At 55.0% G+C, this 22,138-nt stretch carries 22 protein-coding genes; 9 read left to right on the top strand and 13 right to left on the bottom strand.

Features of this window, described 5'->3' with window-relative positions; all coding sequences use genetic code 11:
- Window positions 1–2 precede the first annotated feature (2 nt).
- Both PU683_RS13070 and pdeR read left to right on the top strand, forming a co-directional pair.
- Window positions 3–1,937 carry an exoribonuclease II gene (locus PU683_RS13070; RefSeq protein WP_277174291.1) on the top strand — a complete coding sequence of 645 codons (1,935 nt, stop codon included), beginning with the start codon at window positions 3–5 and terminating at the stop codon, window positions 1,935–1,937.
- Window positions 1,938–2,234: 297 nt separating this feature from the next.
- Window positions 2,235–4,226, top strand: a complete 1,992-nt coding sequence (pdeR, locus tag PU683_RS13065; RefSeq protein WP_277172086.1) for a cyclic di-GMP phosphodiesterase — start codon at window positions 2,235–2,237, stop codon at window positions 4,224–4,226.
- Here the strand turns inward: pdeR and PU683_RS13060 are convergent.
- Window positions 4,223–5,092: a crotonase/enoyl-CoA hydratase family protein gene (locus tag PU683_RS13060; RefSeq protein ID WP_277172084.1), complete on the bottom strand. Its 870-nt coding sequence runs from the start codon at window positions 5,090–5,092 to the stop codon at window positions 4,223–4,225. The genes pdeR and PU683_RS13060 overlap by 4 nt on opposite strands.
- A gap of 189 nt (window positions 5,093–5,281) precedes the next feature.
- Between PU683_RS13060 and yciZ the strand changes: the two genes are divergently transcribed.
- The 3 genes from yciZ to osmB all read left to right on the top strand — a co-directional run bounded on the left by yciZ (window position 5,282) and on the right by osmB (window position 6,783).
- Window positions 5,282–5,464: a protein YciZ/DeoL gene (gene yciZ, locus PU683_RS13055; protein ID WP_277172083.1), complete on the top strand. Its 183-nt coding sequence runs from the start codon at window positions 5,282–5,284 to the stop codon at window positions 5,462–5,464.
- 86 nt (window positions 5,465–5,550) lie between these two features.
- Window positions 5,551–6,309 (top strand): DNA-binding transcriptional regulator YciT, encoded by a 759-nt coding sequence (yciT, locus tag PU683_RS13050; protein ID WP_277172081.1) that lies wholly within the window; start codon window positions 5,551–5,553, stop codon window positions 6,307–6,309.
- Window positions 6,310–6,564: 255 nt separating this feature from the next.
- On the top strand, window positions 6,565–6,783 hold the full coding sequence (gene osmB, locus PU683_RS13045) for an osmotically-inducible lipoprotein OsmB (protein ID WP_034812242.1): 219 nt from the start codon (window positions 6,565–6,567) through the stop codon (window positions 6,781–6,783).
- 107 nt (window positions 6,784–6,890) lie between these two features.
- Here the strand turns inward: osmB and yciH are convergent, their stop codons facing one another.
- The 5 genes from yciH to pgpB form a co-directional block, all read right to left on the bottom strand.
- On the bottom strand, window positions 6,891–7,217 hold the full coding sequence (gene yciH, locus PU683_RS13040; protein WP_277172079.1) for a stress response translation initiation inhibitor YciH: 327 nt from the start codon (window positions 7,215–7,217) through the stop codon (window positions 6,891–6,893).
- The gene (gene pyrF / locus PU683_RS13035) at window positions 7,214–7,954 is read right to left on the bottom strand and encodes an orotidine-5'-phosphate decarboxylase (RefSeq protein ID WP_277172078.1); all 741 of its coding nucleotides are present in this window, start codon (window positions 7,952–7,954) and stop codon (window positions 7,214–7,216) included. Before pyrF ends, yciH begins: the two co-directional genes overlap by 4 nt.
- Window positions 7,955–8,140: 186 nt before the next feature.
- Window positions 8,141–9,310 carry a lipopolysaccharide assembly protein LapB gene (gene lapB / locus PU683_RS13030; RefSeq protein ID WP_277172076.1) on the bottom strand — a complete coding sequence of 390 codons (1,170 nt, stop codon included), beginning with the start codon at window positions 9,308–9,310 and terminating at the stop codon, window positions 8,141–8,143.
- 6 nt (window positions 9,311–9,316) lie between these two features.
- Window positions 9,317–9,625: a LapA family protein gene (locus PU683_RS13025; RefSeq protein WP_187798904.1), complete on the bottom strand. Its 309-nt coding sequence runs from the start codon at window positions 9,623–9,625 to the stop codon at window positions 9,317–9,319.
- A 140-nt stretch (window positions 9,626–9,765) separates the two neighbouring features.
- On the bottom strand, window positions 9,766–10,530 hold the full coding sequence (gene pgpB / locus PU683_RS13020; RefSeq protein ID WP_277172073.1) for a phosphatidylglycerophosphatase B: 765 nt from the start codon (window positions 10,528–10,530) through the stop codon (window positions 9,766–9,768).
- Window positions 10,531–10,724: 194 nt separating this feature from the next.
- Between pgpB and ribA the strand changes: the two genes are divergently transcribed.
- Entirely contained in the window at window positions 10,725–11,312 is a 588-nt protein-coding gene (gene ribA, locus PU683_RS13015) for a GTP cyclohydrolase II (protein ID WP_277172071.1), read from the top strand.
- Window positions 11,313–11,344: 32 nt separating this feature from the next.
- Here ribA and acnA read toward each other — a convergent pair whose 3' ends face one another.
- The 6 genes from acnA to topA all read right to left on the bottom strand — a co-directional run bounded on the left by acnA (window position 11,345) and on the right by topA (window position 18,841).
- Window positions 11,345–14,020, bottom strand: a complete 2,676-nt coding sequence (gene acnA, locus PU683_RS13010; RefSeq protein WP_277172069.1) for an aconitate hydratase AcnA — start codon at window positions 14,018–14,020, stop codon at window positions 11,345–11,347.
- A 183-nt stretch (window positions 14,021–14,203) separates the two neighbouring features.
- Window positions 14,204–14,302 carry a small membrane protein YmiC gene (gene ymiC / locus PU683_RS13005; protein ID WP_277172068.1) on the bottom strand — a complete coding sequence of 33 codons (99 nt, stop codon included), beginning with the start codon at window positions 14,300–14,302 and terminating at the stop codon, window positions 14,204–14,206.
- A gap of 137 nt (window positions 14,303–14,439) precedes the next feature.
- The gene (locus PU683_RS13000) at window positions 14,440–14,610 is read right to left on the bottom strand and encodes a hypothetical protein (RefSeq protein WP_277172065.1); all 171 of its coding nucleotides are present in this window, start codon (window positions 14,608–14,610) and stop codon (window positions 14,440–14,442) included.
- 1 nt (window position 14,611) lies between these two features.
- Window positions 14,612–14,773 (bottom strand): YmiA family putative membrane protein, encoded by a 162-nt coding sequence (locus tag PU683_RS12995; RefSeq protein ID WP_076769923.1) that lies wholly within the window; start codon window positions 14,771–14,773, stop codon window positions 14,612–14,614.
- A gap of 315 nt (window positions 14,774–15,088) precedes the next feature.
- Entirely contained in the window at window positions 15,089–16,063 is a 975-nt protein-coding gene (cysB, locus tag PU683_RS12990) for an HTH-type transcriptional regulator CysB (RefSeq protein ID WP_277172063.1), read from the bottom strand.
- Window positions 16,064–16,243: 180 nt separating this feature from the next.
- Entirely contained in the window at window positions 16,244–18,841 is a 2,598-nt protein-coding gene (gene topA, locus PU683_RS12985; protein ID WP_277172061.1) for a type I DNA topoisomerase, read from the bottom strand.
- Between the two features lie 393 nt (window positions 18,842–19,234).
- Between topA and PU683_RS12980 the strand changes: the two genes are divergently transcribed.
- Window positions 19,235–19,486, top strand: coding sequence for a YciN family protein (locus tag PU683_RS12980; protein WP_277172059.1), 252 nt, complete (start codon window positions 19,235–19,237; stop codon window positions 19,484–19,486).
- A gap of 34 nt (window positions 19,487–19,520) precedes the next feature.
- Here the strand turns inward: PU683_RS12980 and sohB are convergent, their stop codons facing one another.
- On the bottom strand, window positions 19,521–20,567 hold the full coding sequence (gene sohB, locus PU683_RS12975; protein ID WP_277172057.1) for a protease SohB: 1,047 nt from the start codon (window positions 20,565–20,567) through the stop codon (window positions 19,521–19,523).
- Window positions 20,568–20,793: 226 nt separating this feature from the next.
- On the opposite strand from sohB, the gene PU683_RS12970 reads away from it, so the two are divergent.
- Window positions 20,794–21,549 carry a YciK family oxidoreductase gene (locus tag PU683_RS12970; protein WP_277172055.1) on the top strand — a complete coding sequence of 252 codons (756 nt, stop codon included), beginning with the start codon at window positions 20,794–20,796 and terminating at the stop codon, window positions 21,547–21,549.
- A complete protein-coding gene (gene cobO / locus PU683_RS12965) occupies window positions 21,546–22,136 on the top strand; it encodes a cob(I)yrinic acid a,c-diamide adenosyltransferase (RefSeq protein ID WP_277172053.1) in 591 nt (196 codons plus the stop codon). The genes PU683_RS12970 and cobO overlap by 4 nt, the downstream gene beginning before the upstream one ends.
- The last annotated feature ends 2 nt before the right edge of the window (window positions 22,137–22,138 follow it).

Here is a 22,138-nt window from a genome sequence, read left to right as displayed (position 1 = left end):
TTATGCTCCAGGATAACCCGCTGCTCGCGCAGCTTAAACAGCAGCTCCACTCTCAGACACCGCGTGCAGAAGGTGTTGTTAAAGGCACCGAAAAAGGCTTCGGATTTCTGGAAGTCGATGCTCAAAAAAGCTATTTCATCCCACCGCCGCAGATGAAAAAAGTGATGCACGGCGATCGCATTGTTGCCGTTATTCACACGGAAAAAGAGCGCGAAAGCGCGGAGCCGGAAGCGCTGGTCGAGCCTTTTCTGACCCGTTTCGTGGGCAAAGTGCATAAGAAAGATGACCGCCTGTCGATTGTGCCGGATCATCCTTTACTCAAAGACGCCATCCCCTGTCGCGCTGCACGCGGCGTGGAGCATGATTTTAAAGAGGGTGACTGGGCGGTCGCCGAGATGCGCCGTCACCCGCTGAAAGGCGATCGCGGTTTCTACGCGGAACTCACGCAATTTATCACCTTCTCAGACGACCACTTTGTGCCGTGGTGGGTAACGCTTGCCCGTCACAACCTCGAGAAAGAGGCGCCGAACGGCGCGGCGACAGAGATGCTCGATGATGGCCTGCAGCGCGTGGATCTGACCGCGCTCGATTTCGTCACCATCGACAGCGCCAGCACCGAAGATATGGATGATGCGCTTTACGCCGAAGAGCTGGCCGATGGCAAGCTGCAGCTGACCGTGGCGATTGCCGATCCCACTGCGTGGATTGCTGAGGGCAGCAAGCTTGACGATGCGGCGAAAGTTCGCGCCTTCACCAACTACCTGCCGGGCTTCAACATTCCGATGCTGCCGCGCGAACTCTCCGACGATCTCTGCTCCCTGCGCGCTAATGAAGTGCGTCCGGCGCTGGTCTGCCGCATGACGCTGGACAGCGACGGCACGATTGAAGAGAACATTGAGTTTTTCGCCGCTACCATCGAATCAAAAGCCAAACTGGCCTATGACGATGTCTCTGACTGGCTGGAAAACCGCGGCGAATGGCAACCAGTCAATGACGCCATTGCCTCGCAGATCCGCCTGCTGAAACGCGCCTGCGATTTGCGCGGTCAGTGGCGTCAGACTCATGCGCTGGTGTTTAAAGACCGCCCGGATTACCGCTTTGTGCTGGGCGAAAAAGGCGAAGTGCTTGATATCGTTGCCGAGCCACGCCGGATTGCTAACCGTATCGTTGAAGAGTCGATGATTGCCGCCAACATCTGCGCCGCGCGCGTGCTGCGCGACAAGCTGGGCTTTGGTATCTACAACGTCCATTTAGGTTTTGATCCGGCGAACAGCGAGCAACTGGTCGCAATGCTGAAAACCCACGGGGTTGAGGTGAAGGCTGAAGAGGTGCTGACGCTGGAAGGTTTCTGCAAACTGCGCCGTGAACTTGACGCACAGCCTTCTGGTTTCCTCGACAGCCGTATTCGCCGTTTCCAGTCTTTCGCCGAAATAAGCATCAATCCTGGTCCGCACTTCGGCCTGGGGCTGGATGCCTACGCCACCTGGACCTCACCGATTCGTAAGTATGGCGATATGGTCAATCATCGCCTGCTGAAAGCGATCATTAAAGGCGAAACGCCGGTGCGTCCGCAGGATGAGACCACGGTGCAGATGGCGGAACGCCGTCGCCTGAACCGCATGGCCGAGCGTGATGTCGGCGACTGGCTGTATGCCCGTTTCCTGCAAAACAGAGCCGGCACCGACACCCGCTTCGCAGCGGAGATCATTGATGTCAGCCGCGGCGGTGTGCGCGTTCGCCTGGTGGATAACGGTGCGGTCGCCTTTATCCCTGCCCCCTTCATTCATGCCGTGCGTGATGAGCTGGTGTGCAGCCAGGAGAGCGGCACCGTGCAGATCAAAGGCGAAGTGGTATTCAAAGTGACGGATGTTATTGATGTCACCATCGCCGAAGTGCGAATGGAAACCCGCAGCGTGATCGCCCGCCCGGTGATGTAACGCCCCGGCTATACGCTCCCTCCCGCCCGGGAGGGAGCGTTTTTTGCCGATATATTGCGCATTTTTAAGCACTTTCCCTCCCATAAATAGCTAAAACCGACCACACTTCTCATCAGGCAGCGGTTTGTTTACCGCCCACATTTGCGTGCGGCAGCCGTCTCTGCTTTTCACGCCAGGTAACGCTTTACTCACCACTCCTATAAAAACAATACGTTAACGGAGGACCGCCTTGTCTTTAATGGCGGTTGTCGGTCATCAACAGGTGCCCGTCCTGGGGCGGGCAGGCTGGGAGAACGCATGAGAGAGACGCAGGAACAGAGCATGCTGTTTCGCTATCTGGGTTCACACACGCCTTACTGGCGGCTTACGGCGGACAGCAACGCCCTGCATTTCGCCCCTGAAGAGCATGCCGATACGACACAAGTGGTCGCGCTGACGGATGAGCAGGCGGCGCAGATCCGTGCAATGACGGTGATTACCTCCAGCCTGACCATGGGCATCACGCTGTTTGGCGAAGAGGTGAAGGTTCACCTGGTCGGGCGCAAAATCACGCGTAACGCCTGGGCGGGCAGCGCATCGGCGTGGGACGATACCCAGGCCGTCGCCCGCGATCTGGTGCAGGGTCTCTCTTTTGCGGAGCAGGTGGTGTCGGAAGCCAATTCGGTGATTGTCATCCTTGACCGGCTGGGCAACATTCAGCGTTTTAATCGCCTGAGCGAAGAGTACACCGGCCTGAAAGAGCATGAGGTGATTGGGCAAAACGTCTTTAAGCTGTTTATGAGCCGCAGTGAAGCGGCGGCCTCAAAGCGCAATATCACCCAGTTTTTCCGCGAAGGCTCCTCCTATGAAGTGGAGCGTTGGGTCAAGACGCGTAAAGGCCAGCGGCTGTTTATCTTCCGCAATAAGTTTGTCCACAGCGGCAGCGGTAAAAACGAGGTTTATCTCATCTGCTCCGGCACCGATATCACCGAGGAGCGCCACGCTCAGGAGCGGCTCAGGGTGCTGGCGAATACCGATACCGTCACCGGTTTGCCCAATCGCAACGCTATCCAGGATCGCATTAGCGATGCCGTTGCCGCGCGCGGCGACACGCATGTCGGCGTGGTCTATCTCGATCTCGATAACTTCAAAAAAGTGAACGATGCCTATGGGCACATGTTTGGTGACCAGCTGCTGCAGGCCGTTGCGCTGGCCATATTAGGCTGTCTTGATGAGGGACAAGTGCTGGCGCGTCTTGGCGGCGATGAGTTTATCGTGCTGGCGACCGACACCTCGCAAGTGGCGCTGGAGGCGATGGCGTCGCGCATTTTGTGCAGGCTGCGTGCGCCATTTCGCATCGGGCTGATTGAGATCTACTCCGGCTGCTCGCTTGGCATCGCCCTCGCACCGGAACATGGCTGCGATCGAGAAAGCCTGATCCGTAATGCCGATACCGCGATGTATACCGCCAAAGAGAGCGGTCGCGGCAAGTTTTGTGTGTTTTCCGCCGAGATGAACCAGCGGGTGTTTGAGTATCTCTGGCTCGATACCAATCTGCGCAAGGCGCTGGATAAAGAGCAGCTGGTGATTCACTACCAGCCGAAAGTGAACCGGGACGGCGAAGTGCGCAGCCTGGAAGCGCTGGTACGCTGGCAGTCACCCGAGCGCGGGCTGATTCCACCGCTCGATTTTATCTCCTACGCCGAAGAGTCCGGCCTGATTGTGCCGCTCGGCCGCTGGGTAATGCTGGATGTGGTAAGGCAAGTGGCGAAATGGCGCGACCAGGGGATTCACTTGCGCGTGGCGGTGAATGTCTCTGCGCGACAACTCGCCGATCAAACCATCTTCAGTGATGTGAAACGCGCACTCAGCGAACTCCATTTTGCTGAGTGCCCGATTGACGTTGAGCTGACCGAAAGCTGCATTATTGAGAACGAAGCGCTGGCACTCTCTGTGATCCAGCAGTTCAGCGCGCTGGGGGCGCAGGTGCATCTGGATGACTTTGGCACCGGCTACTCCTCACTCTCGCAGCTGGCGCGCTTTCCGCTTAACGCCATCAAACTCGATCAGAGCTTCGTGCGCGATATTCATCAACAACCGATTTCACAATCGCTGGTGCGCGCGATTGTCGCGGTCGCGCAGGCGCTTAATTTGCAGGTGATTGCCGAAGGGGTGGAGAGTGAGCAGGAGGATGCGTTTTTGACCGACAATGGCGTGCATGAGCGGCAGGGGTTTCTGTTCGCCAGACCGATGCCCGCTGCCGCGTTTGAACGGTGGTTTAAACGCTACCCGCCACGCAAGGCGCGTTAACCTGCTTTACTGAGCAAAACCGCCGTATGGCGGTTTTGCAACAGCACCAGGCGCTCCATATAGGCGATATCTTTCGCTTGCAGGCAGAAGGCGGCTTCCACCCAATCTTCCGTAATATCCATCAGCTCACTGCGCGGCAGTTGCAGTACGCGCTGGCGCGCCCTGAGCATAGCGCGTACGCCATTGAGGCGGGGCTGTAGCGTATCGATAAAGGTGCGTACGGCGATAAAGCCTTGCCCCTCTTCAAAAGCGACATCGACCAGCCCTTTTGGCGCATACCACTCTGCCGAATGAGCCTCCCCTTTGTAGATTAGTTCTTCAGCCAGCTTCATCCCCGAACGGCGGGTCACTAATGAGTAGGCTCCCATGCCGGGAAAGAGGTTAAAGGCGATCTCCGGGAAACCGAGACGCGCATCGCGCTGGGCCAGCACAAAATGGTGCGCCAGTGCTGCCTCAAACCCGCCGCCGAGTGCGCTCCCTTCAATCATTGCCAACGAAATAGCACCAGTGTCAAAACCGCGTGATGCGGCATGAACACAATCCACGCAAGCGCGGGCATAGGCGCGCAGCGCTTCGCGACGTCCGTTTTTGATGCACTCAACAAAAAAGTGCAGATCGCCGCCAGTGTTGAACATGCCGGGTACCAGCGATCCGGTGACCCAGAAATCGACGGCAAAGCCGCACTGTTTGACCAGCCAGGAGAGGTTCATTATCTCCTCAATCAGTTGGTGATTAAAGCAGGGTCGCGGCCTGGCGCGCAGCATCATCCACACGGTGCGCCGCTCCTCTTCATAAAAACCTGAGAGTTGCGTGAAACGTTGTTCATCGGTGAAGAGTTTGCAGGTCGGTTGATTACTTATCGTCATTGCGTATTCCTCCAGATAGTGCGCGTTGCGCGCCTGCAAAGACTACGTCACGCGCTGAACCGACCACGGGCGGGAGGATGAATATATACTTCATGCAGAGAAGCGCTTGCGATCTGTTTTTTCCCTTCTCTTTTTAAACGCTTTTCTGCATCATTGAATTTATTCGTTTTTCGATGAAGAGGTGAAGGTATGGCAGAGATCGATGTGAAGCAGCTGGCTGGCCGGATCGATACCGTGCTCGATATTCTGGTGGCCGGAGATTATCAGTCCGCTATCCGTAATCTCGAAATTCTGAAAATGGAGTTACGGGATCTCGATAACAGTAACCAGGCTCCCCACTCAGGCACGACGAAAACGCCCTGGGAAATTTAAGTAACTTTTCGCCATGATGCGGCAGCCGGGAATGCTACCGCAGTCGTGGCGATCTCCATTTGCGCGAACGATAACAAAGTGTGGCTATGAATTCCCGACAACAACTTATTTTGCAAACGGTCATTGATAAAGGGCAGATGAGCGTCGCCGATCTTGCCCGCATGACCGGCGTTTCTGAAGTGACGATTCGCCAGGATCTGAATACGCTGGAAAAGCAGAGCTATTTACGTCGCACACACGGGTTTGCCGTGCCGCTCGACAGCGAAGATGTCGAAACGCGGATGCTGACTAATTATGCCGTAAAGCGCGAACTGGCCGATTTTGCCGCCTCGCTGGTGCGCGCCGGTGAAACGGTGTTTATTGAGAACGGCAGCAGCAATGCCCTTCTCGCCCGTAAGCTGGGCGAGCAGCGTGACATCACCATCATTACGGTCAGCAGCTACATCGCGCACCTGCTTAAATCGGCGCAGTGTGAAGTGATTTTGCTCGGCGGTATCTACCAGAAAAAGAGTGAAAGCATGGTGGGGCCGCTGACGCGCCAGTACATCTCGCAGGTGCATTTCAGTAAAGCGTTCATCGGGATTGATGGCTGGCATCCGGAGACAGGTTTTACCGGTCGCGACATGATGCGCACCGATGTGGTGAATGCCGTGCTGGAAAAAGGCAGCGAGGCGATAGTGCTGACAGACAGCTCTAAATTCGGTGTGGTGCACCCTTACACGCTGGGGCCAGTTGACCGCTTTCAGCGCGTCATTACAGACGATGCGATCTCCACCGAGGCACAACGTCAGCTCACAGAGGCGGGGCTGATTATCGATATTGTTCAAAGCCCATCCAACATCTGATTATTTTGCCCGCTAAGGCGGGCTATCTCTCTATTTTCTGAGACGATTCTGAGCTTTTTATTAAGAGTTTTTACCTGGCTTGTTGCCTGCCGCTGCGTAAAATTATTATCAGCGATATAACAGGGAGTAATTATCACCGAGGTGATTGCATTACCCCTGCGCAGCAAGGTTTCACGGAAGAGCGTTGAGATTATTTCTAAGACTATACTTAGAGTGCCTCTGATTCCGTGAATCGATTATTCAGGAGAAAGTATGATGATGTTAACAAGTAAAAAAATGGCCGCGGCAGTACTGGCAGTTACCCTGGCAATGTCTCTGAGTGCTTGTGGTCACTGGGATAAACGTTCTCGTAACACCGCGATTGGCGCGGGTGCGGGCGCGCTTGGTGGTGCTGTATTAACAGACGGCAGTACGCTCGGCACGCTGGGCGGCGCAGCAGTCGGCGGTATTATTGGCCATCAGGTTGGTAAATAATTAGTCGGTACTACGGCAAAAAAATATCAAGAAATCTACTTTCTTTCAGGTCTGATTTAAAAATTATGTAAATAAAAGGCCGCGTGAATAACGCGGCCTTTCCTCTTTTAACCACCGGCAAGTTTCACTTCCATGCCTTTTGCTTCGAGCAGTGTTTTGAGCAGATCGCGTTTATCACCCTGAATCTCAATTACGCCCTCTTTCACCGCCCCGCCACAGCCACATTTCTTCTTCAGCTCTGCCGCCAGTTTAGTTAGCGCGTCATCATCAAGATCGATGCCGGTGATTAAACAGACGCCTTTGCCTTTACGCCCGCTGGTCTGGCGCTGGATACGCACTATACCGTCGCCTTTTGGGCGCGCTACTGGCGTTTTCTCTTCCTCAATGCGCCCGGTTTCGGTGGAGTAGACCAGACGGCTGTTGTTATCCATCATGCTCTCCCCTTACCTAACGAGGCGTTAATGGCTTTCAGAGTTTGCGCCGGATCAGCAGATTGGGTGACCGGGCGTCCAATAACCATGTAATCGACACCGGCTTGCAGCGCCTGCTCCGGCGTCATAATCCGCCGCTGATCGCCCGCGTCGCTGCCCTGTGGGCGGATACCCGGGGTGACCAGTTTAAATGAATGCCCAAGTTCGCTTTTGAAACGCACCGCTTCCTGCGCCGAGCAGACCACACCATCAAGCCCGCACTGCTGTGTGAGGCGCGCCAGGCGTTCGGCGTGCTCCGCAGGCGTGGCGGCAATGCCGAGATCCTGTAAATCACTCGCTTCCATACTGGTTAACACGGTAACCGCAATCAGCAGCGGTGCATCTGCGCCAAACGGTAGCAACGCCTCTTTGGCTGCGGTCATCATGCGTGCGCCACCCGAAGCGTGGACGTTCACCATCCAGACGCCCAGATCGGCTGCCGCTTTTACCGCGTGCGCCGTGGTATTGGGAATGTCGTGGAATTTGAGATCGAGGAAGATATCGAAACCGCGCTGCTGCAGCTCGCGCACAAATTGCGGCCCGAAGAGGGTGAACATCTCTTTGCCCACTTTCAGGCGGCAATCGCGCGGATCGATGCGCTCTACAAAAGCCAGGGCGTTATCACGGTTGGCGTAATCGAGAGCGACTACGACCGGAGAGTCGGTAACCGCGCGGGAAGTCGATAAAGCAGTGGACGTCATGATCAGACCTTCTGAAATGAGGGCACCCGCTCAGGCGCAAAATGGATAAACGGGCAGCATTCTACCTGCGCCGCGCGCGAAATGACAGTTCCCTGGCCTGTAAAGCGCTGATTGCACAGCTGCTGATGGAACCGTCAAAACACACTCTAGAAGTATGTTGTAACTAAAATGATTATTTTTAAAAAATCACTGTCCGTCGAGACCGCGAATCGGTTTAACCGTCGACCAGGCGCGGCAGGATGGGCAGTGCCAGTACATGGTATAGGCCGTAAAACCGCATTTATGGCAGCGATAGCGCGGCTTGCTGCGTATCTGCTCGCCCACCATTTCGCGCAGTACCATCAGGCTCTCTTTCGCCCGGCCCTCTTCGGCTTCGTTGAGATGGTAGTCCATCAGTTTATGGAACACACGCATGGTCGGGTGGCGCTGCAGCTGCCGCGTAACGTAACCCTGCGCGGCATCTGCCCCCTCGCGGCGCTCAACGATCTCCGCCAGCATCAGTTCGGCAGCCGCGCCAGTGTTCTCCTCAACGCAACGCTGCAGGAAATCCGCCCACTCCTCGGTTTTACCCAACTGCAGATAGCAGGTTTGCAGCATCTCCAGCGTTTCGCTGACCAGGTCTTTATCCTGGTCAATGACCCGCAACAGGCTCTCTACCGCTTTGGCGTAGTCACCGCTTGCCATGAAGACGCGCCCCATCATGATGGAGACGCGCGCGCTGTCGCGATCGGCAGCGGCGCCCTTCTTCAGCAGCGCCATGGCGCGATCCATATCTTCATTGCCCATCTGCTGCAGCGCAAGCTCGCAGTAGAAATGAGCAATTTCACCGCGCTGCTTATCTTTACCCAGCTTCACCAAACGCTCGGCGACATCAATCGCCTTCTGCCAGTCGCTGGTTGCCTGGTAGATCTGCAGCAGCTGTTGCAACGCGCTGACGCGAAAATCGGTCTCATCCACCAGTTGGTTAAACATATCTTCGGCGCGATCGTACATACCGGCCGCCATATAATCGCGGCCAAGCTGCTGCACCGCTAACAGGCGCTGATCGTATGAGAGGGAGGCGCTCTCCATCAGGGTTTGATGGATGCGGATAGCGCGGTCAACTTCACCGCGCGAACGGAACAGATTGCCGAGGGTCAGGTGTGCCTCGACCGTGCCGGTATCCTCTTTCAACATATCGAGAAAGAGGTCTACCGCTTTGTCCTGCTGATTACTCAGTAAAAGGTTAACCCCGGCCACGTATTCACGCGACAGCCGGTTCGCCTCATCCTGTTTGGTTTGTTGAGCATTTCTGCGCCCCATATACCAGCCATAGGCCGCTGCGACAGGCAACAACAGAAACAGCAACTCCAGCATAAAATATTATTCCTTCACCGCCGGCGTACCGGGCGTAACCGGAACGTCCGCGGCGGGAGCAAGCTGCTGCTCGAGGCGTTTAATTTTACGTTCTGCACGAGCGAGGGAAACGCGCACGCGTAACCAGAAGAGACCGCAAATCAGCCAGCCGATTGCGAAACCGGTGGCAAACAGCACGGCCAACAGCGTAGAGATGCGATATTCACCCTGTGCGAGGAGATAATTAAACGTGACTTGCTGATCGTTTTGCGCACCAAGCGTAATCGACACGACAAAAATCGCTAACACCAGTAAAAAAATGAGTAAATATTTCACATTACATCCCGTTATGTGGTTCGTGCGATGAATTTATGTGCAACTGACTGCCACAAGCCTTATAAACTACCATTTTAGCGCCCGCCGCGAAATGGAAATGCATAATGTTAATTTCTGATTTGCGGGCGAAATGATGGAAATCAAGTCTCGCTGTCACGCTCGACGATCTCCGGCACCTCTTCCGCTGGCGGCGTGAGTGGCCCGCAGATGCGCTGCGCCAGCCATGTCGCCAGCGTGACCAGAATCCAGGAGATAAGCGTGGCTACCGCTAAATCGCGCGGCCAGTGCATGCCCAGCAACAAACGACTGCCCATCACACTCGTCGCCCAGGCGAGCAGAATCACGATAGTCCATCTCCTTCTGCGTGGCCACAGCAGCCCGACGCCGAGCAGCGCCCAGCTGGCGGCAAACATGGTATGGCCAGACGGGAAGGCAAAGCCGGTCTCTTTTTGCCAGTGGTGGCGTAAAAAACCGGGAATATCATGCTGGCTGGCGAGTTGCTCTTTCACCAGCGCGCCCCGCTCTTTACGTTTCAAGCTGTAAAACTGATCGGTTGGGATGGAGTGCTCTTTTTCCAGCCATAAGACGAAGGGACGCGGCTCCTGCACCTGCCCCTTGACGAAGGATTTCACCCCCTGCCCGGCCACAATCGCGCAACCGAGGATCACAAAGAGCATTAGTGCGGCTTTCAGACGAAAACGTAAGCACCACAGGAACCAGGCGCAGAGCACCACGTGCGTGATAATGCCCCAGGGTTGTGTTACCGTTTCGGTCATCCAGAAGAGTACGCGCAGCCACCAGTGGTTTTGCCCGGGCTCCCAGCTCCAGCCAGAGATCCAGACAGCCAGCGGCATAATCAATAAAATCGCCGCGCCCGCGGTCGTTCGCTTAGCAATAGACAGCATCTCATCTCCTTGTGCGTAAGTTACACAATCATAACCGAAAAATGACAGTTTCGCTGAAACGACGCGTTTGGGCGTTTATGCGGTATTGACCGCTCAGATATAGGCGGCAATGGGGGCCTTGTGGCAGAATGGCGCCATTCAGAAAATTTACAGGTTAACGGTGCGCGCTGCGCCCAAATAATCCGGAGATTTACATGCAACTTAAACGTGTGGCAGAAGCCAAACTGCCAACCCCATGGGGCGACTTCCTGATGGTGGGTTTTGAAGAACTGGCAACCGGACAGGATCATGTGGCCCTGGTCTATGGTGATATTTCCGGGCAGTTGCCCGTTCTCGCACGTGTCCACTCCGAGTGTTTAACCGGCGATGCACTGTTCAGCCTGCGCTGCGACTGCGGCTTCCAGCTTGAAGCAGCGCTCAATCACATTGCTGAAGAGGGCCGCGGTGTCCTGGTCTACCATCGGCAGGAGGGCCGTAATATCGGCTTGCTGAACAAGATTCGCGCCTATGCATTGCAGGATCAGGGCTATGACACCGTTGAAGCAAACCATCAGCTTGGTTTTGCCGCCGACGAGCGTGACTTCACCCTCTGCGCCGATATGTTCAAATTACTGGCGGTGGATGAAGTGCGTCTGCTGACCAATAACCCGAAGAAAGTGGAGATTCTGACCGAAGCCGGGATCAACATCGTCGAGCGCGTGCCGCTGATTGTGGGGCGCAATCCGGAGAATGAGCACTATCTTGATACTAAAGCGGAAAAAATGGGACACCTGCTGAAGTGATAAAAAAGGCCTGCAAAAGCAGGCCTTTTTGTTTAGTTGAGCATATTGCGGATAACATAGTGCAGGATACCGTCGTTGCGGTAGTAGGTCAGCTCTGTCGAGGTATCAATACGGCAGCGGCATGGAATCACCTCTTGCGAACCATCGGCGCGCGTTAAGGTCACCGGCAGTTCACCGCCTGGTTTGATATTCTGCAGATCGGCAACGTCCAGCCGCTCTTCCCCGGTCAGGCCTAACGTCTTACGCGTCACGCCCTGCGGGAACTCCAGCGGCAGGATACCCATACCGATCAAGTTCGAGCGGTGAATACGTTCGAACGATTCGGCAATGACCACGCGGATCCCCAGCAGACGAGGCCCTTTCGCTGCCCAGTCACGGCTTGAGCCGGAGCCATACTCTTTCCCGGCGATCACCGCCAGCGGCGTGCCCTCTTGCTGATAACGCATCGCCGCGTCATAGATAGAGATCACTTCCCTGCCGGGCAGATGGCGCGTCATCCCCCCCTCCACGCCTGGAACCATTTCATTACGAATGCGGATATTGGCAAAGGTCCCGCGCATCATCACTTCATGGTTGCCGCGGCGCGAACCGTAGGAGTTAAAATCGCCCCGCTCTACGCCGTGGCTTTGCAGATAACGCCCAGCCGGGCTGTCCGCTTTGATACTTCCCGCAGGTGAGATATGGTCGGTAGTCACCGAATCGCCCAGCATGGCGAGGATACGTGCACCATGGATATCCTCAACCGGTTTCGGCTCCGCCAGCATCTCGTCAAAGAAGGGGGACAGCCGGATATAGGTGGAGTCATCCTGCCAGCTGTAAGTATCCGAGCGCTCAACCTGGATCGATTTCCACTCATCGGTCCCTTCAAACACCTCCGCGTACTCTTTACGGAACATATCGGTTGATACCTGCTCAACCGCGCGCGCGATTTCGGCGCTCGATGGCCAGATATCTTTCAGATAGACCGGATCGCCTTTGCGATCGACACCAAGCGGGTCGGTTGCAAGATTGATATTCATATTTCCGGCCAGCGCATAAGCGACAACCAGCGGCGGCGAGGCAAGCCAGTTAGTTTTCACCAGCGGGTGGATACGCCCTTCGAAGTTACGGTTACCCGACAGCACCGCGCCAACGGTCAAATCGCCTTCGCGGATCGCCTGCTCGATAGGTTCCGGCAGCGGGCCGGAGTTACCGATACAGGTTGTGCAGCCGTAACCGACGAGGTTAAAGCCCAGTTCGTCAAGATAGGGCGTTAAGCGCGCCTGCGCCAGATAATCGGAGACCACTTTCGATCCCGGCGCCAGCGAGGCTTTCACCCATGGCTGGCGTTTCAGACCGAGAGTGACAGCTTTCTTCGCCAGCAGGCCGGCCGCCATCAATACGCTGGGGTTAGAGGTATTGGTACAGGAGGTAATTGCGGCGATCACGACGGCCCCGTCCGGCAGCTCATATTGATGTCCTTTATGAACATAGACGACAGGTTTGCGATCTTTCTGCGCAGTGTTAAGTTCCAGCTCGGTGCTGGCGGCAAAGGCTTTGGGCACTTCATTGAGGGTAACGCGATCCTGCGGACGCTTCGGCCCGGCGATGCTCGCCTCAACATCGCCCATATCGAGCGCCAGGGTACTGGTAAAGACCGGCTCATCGCCCGGATTACGCCACATCCCCTGCGCTTTCGCGTAGGCTTCAACAAGCGCGACCTGCTCATCGCTACGCCCGCTCAGTTGCATGTAGCCGAGCGTGACGCTATCAATCGGGAAGAAGCCGCAGGTTGCACCATACTCTGGCGCCATGTTGGCGATGGTTGCGCGGTCAGCCAGCGGCAGCGAGTCCAGCCCGTCGCCATAAAACTCGACAAACTTGCCGACCACACCATGTTTACGCAGCATTTGCGTCACGGTGAGAACGAGATCCGTTGCAGTAATGCCTTCACTCAATTTGCCGGTCAGTTTGAAACCGACCACATCGGGAATAAGCATCGATACGGGTTGACCAAGCATCGCGGCTTCGGCCTCAATCCCGCCCACACCCCAGCCCAGCACGCCGAGACCATTGATCATGGTGGTATGCGAATCGGTGCCGACCAGCGTGTCCGGATAGGCGATCCACTCTTTATCCTGCAACTCGCTCCAGACCGCTTTCCCCAGATACTCGAGGTTGACCTGGTGGCAAATACCGGTGCCCGGCGGCACGACGCTGAAGCGGCTAAAAGCTTGCTGGCCCCAGCGTAAGAAAGCGTAGCGCTCGTGGTTACGCTCCATCTCCAGACGCACGTTCTCTTCGAATGCGTCATCATCACCGAAGTGGTCAACGGTGACCGAGTGGTCAATCACCAGATCGACCGGTGAGAGCGGGTTCACTTTGGCGGTATCGCCGCCGAGGCGTTTAACCGCTTCGCGCATGGCGGCGAGGTCAACCACAGCCGGTACGCCGGTAAAATCCTGCATCAATACCCTGGCCGGGCGATAGGCGATTTCCCGGTCAGCATGGGCGTTTTTAAGCCAGCCGGCCAGAGCCTGGATATCCTCTTCGGTGACAGATTCACCATCCTGCCAGCGCAGCAGGTTCTCAAGTAACACTTTCAGGGACTTCGGTAAGCGCGAAATATCCCCAAGTTGTTTCGCAGCCAGCGGCAAGCTGTAGTAGTGGTACGTTTTGTTCTCTGCCTGCAACGTGTCCTTACTGGCTTCGCGTAGGGTCGACGACATGTGCTCCTCCTTTATAACAGGGATAGCTTTACCCTGATGCTTATCAGGGTCTGTATTAAAGATAACACAAACATATCGTAACGTTTTGATAACACCTAAAATTGCTACAAAAGGGAAAATCTTACGGGTGGGGATGAGACGGGGATAATAAAAAACCCCGCCGAGGCGAGGTTTTTCAATTCGTTACTGCAGAGCCAGCCAGATCACTTCACCCCAGACGAGGGCGGAAACCGAGAACGCTGTAAGCCATGACCAATATTTCATACCAAGGTTATTAATCATAAAAATTTACCTCATGAAACTATTCATCAAAACTGAGTTTTTACTCAATTCATTTATGCTGCGTATTAATTAAAGAGTACAAAAGAGCACGTCAATGAATAGCGGGATAATTCCCCACATTGATCTTACTGGTATATTTATTGTTTTTTGATGTCGTCTTCAGCAAAGGCGTCAATAAAAGCTTTCTGCTGCGGCGTGAGCTTCCAGGAAGCCGGCAGAACGGTCACCGCTTTGTTTTTTGCTTTCGGTGGCGTGTCATGAATCTGACACACTCGCTTAACGGGTTCGCATCGACTTGCTATCGCCATTTTACCCCCAAAATTTCCAGACCAGTAACGCAACCACTGCCCAGAACAAGGCAGAGCCAAGAAATACCGCCAGCCAGGCTTTACGCTTCAGCTCAGGGTCCCTTTGCGGCTCTTCACTTCCTGTTGGCATTGCTAACCTCGTACAATCGACATCGCTTATCATTCTGTGCACCAACAATCGGTATTAGTAATCATGGGATGAGACAAATCCTAAAAGAACTTTAGCGGAAAATCCAGTGAATTTACTCACCATTTCCAAAGAAATATTTAATCTTTTGACAACAAATAAATAATTGAAGTAAGGGATTTGCAGAGTTGCTATTTAGTTTCTATGTTTGTCGCAAAATAGAGACGGTGCGGATTTGAAATGTGACGTCAATCACTCTGCAAAGGGATTTTATCAGAGTTGATGATAATTCTAATTTAGGTTTAGACGGCATTATGGGTATCTTTTCGGGCAATAAGATACCCCTCGGTATTATTTTTGCGGCAGCTTAATATCTTTAAACATCGCTTCGATATCGTCATTGGAGCGCAACGCCACGGCAGCATCGACGACATCACGCGTTAAATGTGGCGCAAAGCGCTGAATAAAATCATACATATAGCTACGCAGGAAGGTGCTGCGGCGAAAACCTATCTTTGTTGTGCTGTGGCTGAAGACGCCATCGGCATCAAGTTTCACCAGATCCGGGTCCGATACGGGATCGACCGCCATGCTGGCAATCACCCCAACGCCTAAACCGAGGCGGACATAAGTTTTAATCACATCGGCATCTGTCGCAGTAAAGACAATGCGCGGCGACAACCCGGCGCGATTGAAAGCCGTATCGAGCTCGGATCGGCCGGTAAAACCAAACGTGTAAGTGACTAGCGGATACTGCGCCAGCTCCTCAATTGACACCGACTGCTTCGCCGCCAGCGGATGGTCGGGCGTCACTACAATCGAGCGGTTCCAGTGGTAGCACGGTAACATCACCAGGTCGTCATAGAGATGCAGCGCTTCGGTGGCAATCGCAAAGTCGGCATTGCCTTTCGAAACCGCCTCAGCGATTTGTGTCGGCGAGCCCTGATGCATATGCAGCGAAACGCGGGGATAGCGCTCAATAAAGCCTTTAATCACGTTTGGCAGCGCATAGCGCGCCTGCGTATGAGTGGTCGCGACGTAAAGCGAGCCTTTATCCGGCCAGGTGTGCTCGCCTGCGACCGATTTAATGGCCTCGACTTTGGACAACACCTCGCGTGCGATGCGGATAATCTCCTGCCCCGCTGGCGTTACCTGCGTGAGATGCTTTCCGCTTCGGGCAAAGATTTGAATACCGAGTTCATCTTCAAGCATCCGCACCTGCTTGCTGATGCCAGGCTGGGAAGTATAGAGGCCTTCAGCCGTAGAAGAGACGTTGAGGTTGTGGTTGACCACCTCAACAATGTAGCGAAGCTGCTGTAATTTCATGACAGACCATCCGAATGAGGCAAGCGGCGCGCGCTTAAGACGATTTGATAATAAAAAAGAGAAAAACTATAACCACTATATCATTTATAGCTTCTGTGTATAGCGAGGAACAAAGAATAATAACAGATGAATAAAAAGGGCCGGATTACCCGGCCCTTTTCGGTAGGTGCTTGATAGCGATTACTTTTTCGCTTCAGTCCATTTGTTGTCGATATAAAAAGCGGACCAGCCGGTTGCTTTTCCCTCTTTCTCGGAGGCGACATACTGCTGCTTGGTTTTACGGCTAAACCGCACGATGGTCTTATTGCCGTTCGGATCTTCCTGCGGCGCATCGGCCAGATAGCGCAGCTTCTCCGGCAGGCGATCGCGGAAGCGATAGAGCTCTTCCACCAGCGGCGCACGGGTTTCACGTGATTTCGGGAAGGTGTTAGCCGCGAGGAAGACACCCGCCGCACCGTCACGCAGCACGAAATAGGCGTCTGATTTCTCGCACGGTAGCTCCGGCAGCGGCACCGGATCTTCTTTCGGCGGCGCAACTTCACCATTGCGCAGGATTTTACGCGTATTTTTACAATCGTCGTTGGTACAGGCCATATATTTACCGAAACGCCCCATCTTCAGATGCATTTCAGACCCACACTTTTCACACTCAACGATCGGACCGTCATAACCCTTAATGCGGAACTCGCCCTCTTCGATCTCGTAGCCATCGCAGGTCGGGTTATTACCGCAGACATGCAGCTTGCGTTTCGGATCGATCAGGTAGCTGTCCATCGCCGTACCGCACTTCTGACAGCGGCGTTTAGCACGCAGCGCGTTGGTTTCGGCGTCGTCACCCTCCAGCACGTTGAGCACTTCATTTTCCGGAATGAGGTTGATGGTGGTTTTACAGCGCTCTTTCGGCGGCAGCGCATAACCTGAACAACCCAGGAAGACGCCGGTGCTGGCGGTACGAATACCCATCTTGCGACCGCAGGTCGGGCAGTCGATGCTGGTCAGCACCATCTGGTTCGGGCGCATGCCGCCCTCTTCCGGATCCTGTTCAGCCTGCTCCAGTTGACGCGAGAAATCGCCAAAGAAGCTGTCCAGCACGTTGCGCCATTCGGCTTCGTGGTTCGCAACGCGGTCGAGGCTATCTTCCATCTGCGCGGTGAAGTCGTAGTTCATCAGCTCACGGAAGTTCTCTTCCAGACGATCGGTGACGATTTCACCCATTTTTTCCGCGTAGAAACGGCGGTTTTCAACACGCACATAGCCGCGATCCTGAATGGTCGAGATGATCGACGCATAGGTGGACGGACGGCCGATACCGCGTTTTTCCAGCTCTTTCACCAGCGATGCTTCGCTAAAACGCGCAGGGGGTTTAGTAAAGTGCTGGGCAGGTGTCAGTTCAACCAGCGTCAGCTCATCACCTTTATTAACCGCCGGCAGGGTACGATCTTCATCGCCCTTACGCAGTGCAGGCATCACTTTCGTCCAGCCATCGAAACGCAGGATACGTCCACGCGCTTTCAGGCGGAAATCACCCGCGCCAACCGTGAGCGTGGTGGAGTCATATTTCGCCGGTGTCATCTGACAGGCGACAAACTGGCGCCAGATCAGTTGATAGAGCTTCTGCGCGTCCGCTTCCATATCTTTTAACGATTCGGCGAGCACATTCACATCGGAAGGACGAATCGCTTCGTGCGCTTCCTGCGAGTTCTCTTTGCTGGCGTACTGGTTGGCGTTTTCTGGCAGATATTTTTTACCAAAATTATCGCCGATATAGCTACGTACCATGCTGACCGCGTCCTGGCTCAGGTTGGTGGAGTCGGTACGCATATAGGTGATGTAACCCGCTTCATAAAGTCGCTGAGCCATCATCATCGTTTTCTTCACGCCGTAGCCAAGACGCGTACTGGCGGCCTGCTGCAGCGTGGAGGTAATAAACGGCGCGCCAGGCTTGCTGCTGGTCGGCTTATCTTCACGATCAATAACGGTATAGCGCGCTTTTTCCAGCAGGCTGACCGCCGCCATCGTCTGCTCGCGGTTTACCGGACGGAAGGCTTTGTCCCCTTCGTGGGTCACCTGCAGCGGCAGCGAATCGCCGCCCGGCGTTGCCGTCGCCGCGTCAATTTCCCAGAACTCTTCCGGAACAAACGCTTTGATTTCGCGCTCGCGCTCCACCACCAGGCGAACCGCGACGGACTGTACTCGACCTGCGGACAAACCACGCGCGATCTTTTTCCACAGCAGCGGCGAGACCATATAGCCCACTACGCGGTCCATAAAGCGGCGCGCCTGTTGGGCGTTGACACGGTCGATATTTAGCTCACCAGGCGTTTCAAAGGCCTGACGAATCGCATTCTTGGTAATTTCGTTAAACACGACACGGCTGTAACGTGTTTCGTCGCCGCCGATCACTTCCCGCAGGTGCCATGCAATGGCTTCCCCTTCGCGGTCAAGGTCGGTTGCGAGATAGATGTGGTCAGCTTTTTCAGCCAGGGATTTCAGCTCGGAAACCACCTTCTCTTTACCGGGCAGCACTTCATAATGCGCGTCCCAGTTGTGCCACGGGTCAATGCCCATGCGATTGACCAGCGCGCCCCGCTCATCCTTTTTAGGCTTCTTAGCCGGCTTGGTGGCGGTGGAGTCTGCGCTCTTTTTAGGTGCTGAGCCACTGGTCGGCAAATCACGGATATGCCCCACGCTGGATTTCACCACGTAGTCATTGCCGAGATATTTATTGATCGTTTTGGCTTTTGCCGGGGACTCAACGATAACGAGAGCTTTACCCATATTCACCTTTACCTATTGTATTCTTCCGGAAATGCGTCGCGTGTTGCGTCACATCCACTGATAAACAGACACTATTGCGGCAGCGTCAATGGATATCAACCCTTTCACCTCGCCGGCCACGCGAATAGAGGTATTCAGGTGACTGAGATTTCAGGCTTTTTCATATCAGCGTGGTATAGCAAGACGATAATCCGGTCGAATGTCAAGCAATTCTGTTGCCAGATTGACGAAAGCGTCACACTGTACCTGATAAAATTTGTTAAGCAACTTTATTAGCATGCAAAAACGCATCGCGCCAGGTTAGCGAGTCCGTAAACCCCTCACAAAACAAGGGAAAATTTGCCCCTCACCGCGACCAGCGGTAAACTTCGACAAAAATTGAGGAGGAGGAAAATGAGCATGACATCTCAGCCTATCGATCGTCAGGCGCTGCTTGAGCTGGCAAATCAGTTAATCCGCGATCATGACGACACTTTGGCGGGCATTGAAGCCACCGGTGTGACCCAACGCAACGGCGTGCTGGTGTTTAGCGGAGAGTACTACCTGGATGAGCAAGGGTTGCCGACGGGGAAAAGCACAGCGGTATTCAATATGTTCAAATATTTAGCCCATGAACTTTCTGAAAAGTACCACCTGATCGATTAACCAAAAACGCGAGGCCTGAGCCTCGCGTTTTTGATTACATCATCGGTTTTTGCCCGCGCTGCCACCAGCGCATCAGCAGATGGTCGACGCTTTCTGTTGCGCTACCGGTAAAGCGCTCCAGCAATTTTTTACGCTGTTGATAGCGCACACCGATCGCTTCATGCTCCTGAATCAGCCCCAGTAATAGCTCATCGCTGGTACCGACGTCATCCACCAGCCCCTTCTCCAGCGCCTGGCTACCGTACCAGTGCTCGCCGGTCGCTACCTGCTCAATATCAAGCTGCGGTCGCATCTGGCTGACAAACCCTTTAAAGAGATCGTGAGTCTCATTGAGGTTCTCACGAAACTTCTGCCGCCCCTCTTCCGTGTTCTCACCCAGCAGCGTCAGCGTGCGCTTGTACTGCCCGGCGGTATGCAGTTCGATATCAATATCTTTGCTTTTCAGGAATCGGTTGAAGTTGGGAACCTGTGCCACCACGCCAATGGAGCCAATGATGGAAAACGGCGCGGCGACAATTTTGTCCGCCACGCAGGCCATCATATACCCGCCGCTGGCGGCAACTTTATCCACGGCAACGGTAAGCGGGATCTGCTTATCGCGCAGGCGCTGCAGCTGTGAGGCCGCCAGACCGTAGCCGTGCACCACGCCGCCGGGGCTTTCCAGACGTAGCAGCACCTGATCATTCGGCGTTGCCACGCTCAGCACGGCGGTGATCTCTTCGCGCAGGCCGTGCACCTCTCCGGCATCCATGCTGCCTTTAAAGTCGAGCACGTAAACACGCGGTTTAGCCGGTTCTTTTGACACGCCCGCCTTCGCCTGCGCTTTCGCAGCCTTGGCATCTGCCTTCAGCTTTTTCTTCTGCGCCTTATGCCACTGCTTCTGCTGGTGAGCATCCATCAGGCCGACGGACATCTCCTCCTGCATCTCTTTATAGTGCTCATTCAAACGGGTGATCTTCAGCTCGCCGCGCTGACGTTTGCGCTGGCGCATATTGATGATAAGCGTCATCACGATCGCTACCGCAACCACCACAGTGGCGACTTTGGCTAAAAACAGACCATATTCAGAGAGTAATTCCATGCATACCACCTCGGTGACTTCACTCAATAATCGGCTCAGTGTACATGAGCCGTACGAGCGCGTCTCGCGCCAACCGTGCGGCGGCTTCGCCATGTTGCTGAAATTTTTAGCACTCCTTAAGGTAAAGGGTGTGTAACTCTCCCCTTCACCGATTGAAATAGCCGGACGTTTAAGGCATAAAACCAACACGTGAAGGTGATTACAGGCTGCGGCCTGAGGAGACAGAGTGCACTATCAGCCCAAACGCGACCTGCTAAACGGTCGCATCATTCTTGTCACCGGTGCCAGCGACGGTATTGGAAAAGAGGCGGCATTAACCTATGCCCGCCACGGCGCCAGCCTGATTCTGCTGGGTCGAAATGAAGAGAAACTGCGCCAGGTTGCACAGCAGGTGAACAGTGAAGGCCAGGCTGCGCAGTGGTTTATCCTCGATATGTCCATCTGCACCCCCGAAGCGTGCCAGCAACTCGCCAGTGAAATCGCAACAACCACACCCCATCTGGATGGCGTGCTGCATAACGCCGGGCTGCTCGGCGACATCTGCCCGATGAGCGAGCAGGATCCGGCTGTCTGGAACGAAGTGTTGCAGGTCAACGTTAATGCCACGTTCTACCTCACCCAGGCGCTGCTTCCTTTATTGCTCAAATCAGACTGCGGTTCGCTGGTCTTTACCTCCTCCAGCGTCGGTCGCCAGGGGCGTGCTAACTGGGGCGCGTATGCGACGTCGAAGTTTGCCACCGAAGGGATGATGCAGGTGCTGGCCGAAGAGTACCAGAGCCGGCTGCGCGTCAACTGCATTAATCCCGGCGGAACGCGCACCAGCATGCGCGCCAGCGCCTTCCCGACGGAAGATCCGCAGAAGCTTAAAACCCCCGCCGACATTATGCCGCTCTATTTGTGGCTGATGGGTGATGACAGCCGCCGAAAAACCGGCATGACATTCGATGCGCAACCGGGGCGCAAGCCGGGTATCGCGCAATGAGTGACGAACGTTATCAGCAGCGCCAGCAGCGGGTAAAAGAGCGCGTCGACGCACGGGTCGCCGCCGCCCAGGATGAGCGCGGGATTGTTATCGTCTTCACCGGCAACGGCAAAGGTAAAACCACTGCGGCCTTCGGCACCGCCACGCGCGCCGTCGGGCATGGTAAAAAGGTAGGCGTGATTCAGTTTATTAAGGGCACCTGGCCAAACGGAGAGCGTAACCTGCTTGAGCCGCTGGGCGTCGAGTTTCAGGTGATGGCCACCGGCTTTACCTGGGACACGCAAAACCGCGAAAGCGATACCGCCGCCTGCCTCGAAGCATGGCAGCATGCCGAGCGGATGCTCGCCGATCCGGCGCTGGATATGGTGCTGCTGGATGAGTTGACCTACATGGTGGCGTACGACTATTTGCCGCTGGAGAAGGTGTTAACCGCCCTGCAAAACCGCCCGCCAATGCAGACGGTGATCATTACCGGACGAGGTTGCCATCGCGACATTATCGACGTGGCGGACACCGTCAGCGAGTTGCGACCAGTGAAACATGCCTTCGAGGCAGGGATCAAAGCGCAGATCGGCATCGACTATTAGAG

Origin of the sequence: Candidatus Kosakonia sp. 282A-S69 (genome assembly GCF_029433855.1) — a bacterium.
GTDB classification, from domain to species: domain Bacteria; phylum Pseudomonadota; class Gammaproteobacteria; order Enterobacterales; family Enterobacteriaceae; genus Kosakonia; species Kosakonia cowanii_A.
Note: the sequence above shows the minus strand (reverse complement) of the source record. Positions and strands in the feature narration are given on the sequence as shown.

Excerpts from the sequence above, each read along its gene's own strand:
- PU683_RS13070 (WP_277174291.1), top strand. The coding sequence starts at position 3 with ATGCTCCAGGATAACCCGCTGCTCGCGCAGCTTAAACAGCAGCTCCAC.
- pdeR (WP_277172086.1), top strand. The coding sequence starts at position 2,235 with ATGAGAGAGACGCAGGAACAGAGCATGCTGTTTCGCTATCTGGGTTCA.
- PU683_RS13060 (WP_277172084.1), bottom strand. The coding sequence starts at position 5,092 with ATGACGATAAGTAATCAACCGACCTGCAAACTCTTCACCGATGAACAA.
- yciZ (WP_277172083.1), top strand. The coding sequence starts at position 5,282 with ATGGCAGAGATCGATGTGAAGCAGCTGGCTGGCCGGATCGATACCGTG.
- yciT (WP_277172081.1), top strand. The coding sequence starts at position 5,551 with ATGAATTCCCGACAACAACTTATTTTGCAAACGGTCATTGATAAAGGG.
- osmB (WP_034812242.1), top strand. The coding sequence starts at position 6,565 with ATGATGTTAACAAGTAAAAAAATGGCCGCGGCAGTACTGGCAGTTACC.
- yciH (WP_277172079.1), bottom strand. The coding sequence starts at position 7,217 with ATGATGGATAACAACAGCCGTCTGGTCTACTCCACCGAAACCGGGCGC.
- pyrF (WP_277172078.1), bottom strand. The coding sequence starts at position 7,954 with ATGACGTCCACTGCTTTATCGACTTCCCGCGCGGTTACCGACTCTCCG.
- lapB (WP_277172076.1), bottom strand. The coding sequence starts at position 9,310 with ATGCTGGAGTTGCTGTTTCTGTTGTTGCCTGTCGCAGCGGCCTATGGC.
- pgpB (WP_277172073.1), bottom strand. The coding sequence starts at position 10,530 with ATGCTGTCTATTGCTAAGCGAACGACCGCGGGCGCGGCGATTTTATTG.
- ribA (WP_277172071.1), top strand. The coding sequence starts at position 10,725 with ATGCAACTTAAACGTGTGGCAGAAGCCAAACTGCCAACCCCATGGGGC.
- acnA (WP_277172069.1), bottom strand. The coding sequence starts at position 14,020 with ATGTCGTCGACCCTACGCGAAGCCAGTAAGGACACGTTGCAGGCAGAG.
- ymiC (WP_277172068.1), bottom strand. The coding sequence starts at position 14,302 with ATGATTAATAACCTTGGTATGAAATATTGGTCATGGCTTACAGCGTTC.
- PU683_RS13000 (WP_277172065.1), bottom strand. The coding sequence starts at position 14,610 with ATGGCGATAGCAAGTCGATGCGAACCCGTTAAGCGAGTGTGTCAGATT.
- PU683_RS12995 (WP_076769923.1), bottom strand. The coding sequence starts at position 14,773 with ATGATAAGCGATGTCGATTGTACGAGGTTAGCAATGCCAACAGGAAGT.
- cysB (WP_277172063.1), bottom strand. The coding sequence starts at position 16,063 with ATGAAATTACAGCAGCTTCGCTACATTGTTGAGGTGGTCAACCACAAC.
- topA (WP_277172061.1), bottom strand. The coding sequence starts at position 18,841 with ATGGGTAAAGCTCTCGTTATCGTTGAGTCCCCGGCAAAAGCCAAAACG.
- PU683_RS12980 (WP_277172059.1), top strand. The coding sequence starts at position 19,235 with ATGAGCATGACATCTCAGCCTATCGATCGTCAGGCGCTGCTTGAGCTG.
- sohB (WP_277172057.1), bottom strand. The coding sequence starts at position 20,567 with ATGGAATTACTCTCTGAATATGGTCTGTTTTTAGCCAAAGTCGCCACT.
- cobO (WP_277172053.1), top strand. The coding sequence starts at position 21,546 with ATGAGTGACGAACGTTATCAGCAGCGCCAGCAGCGGGTAAAAGAGCGC.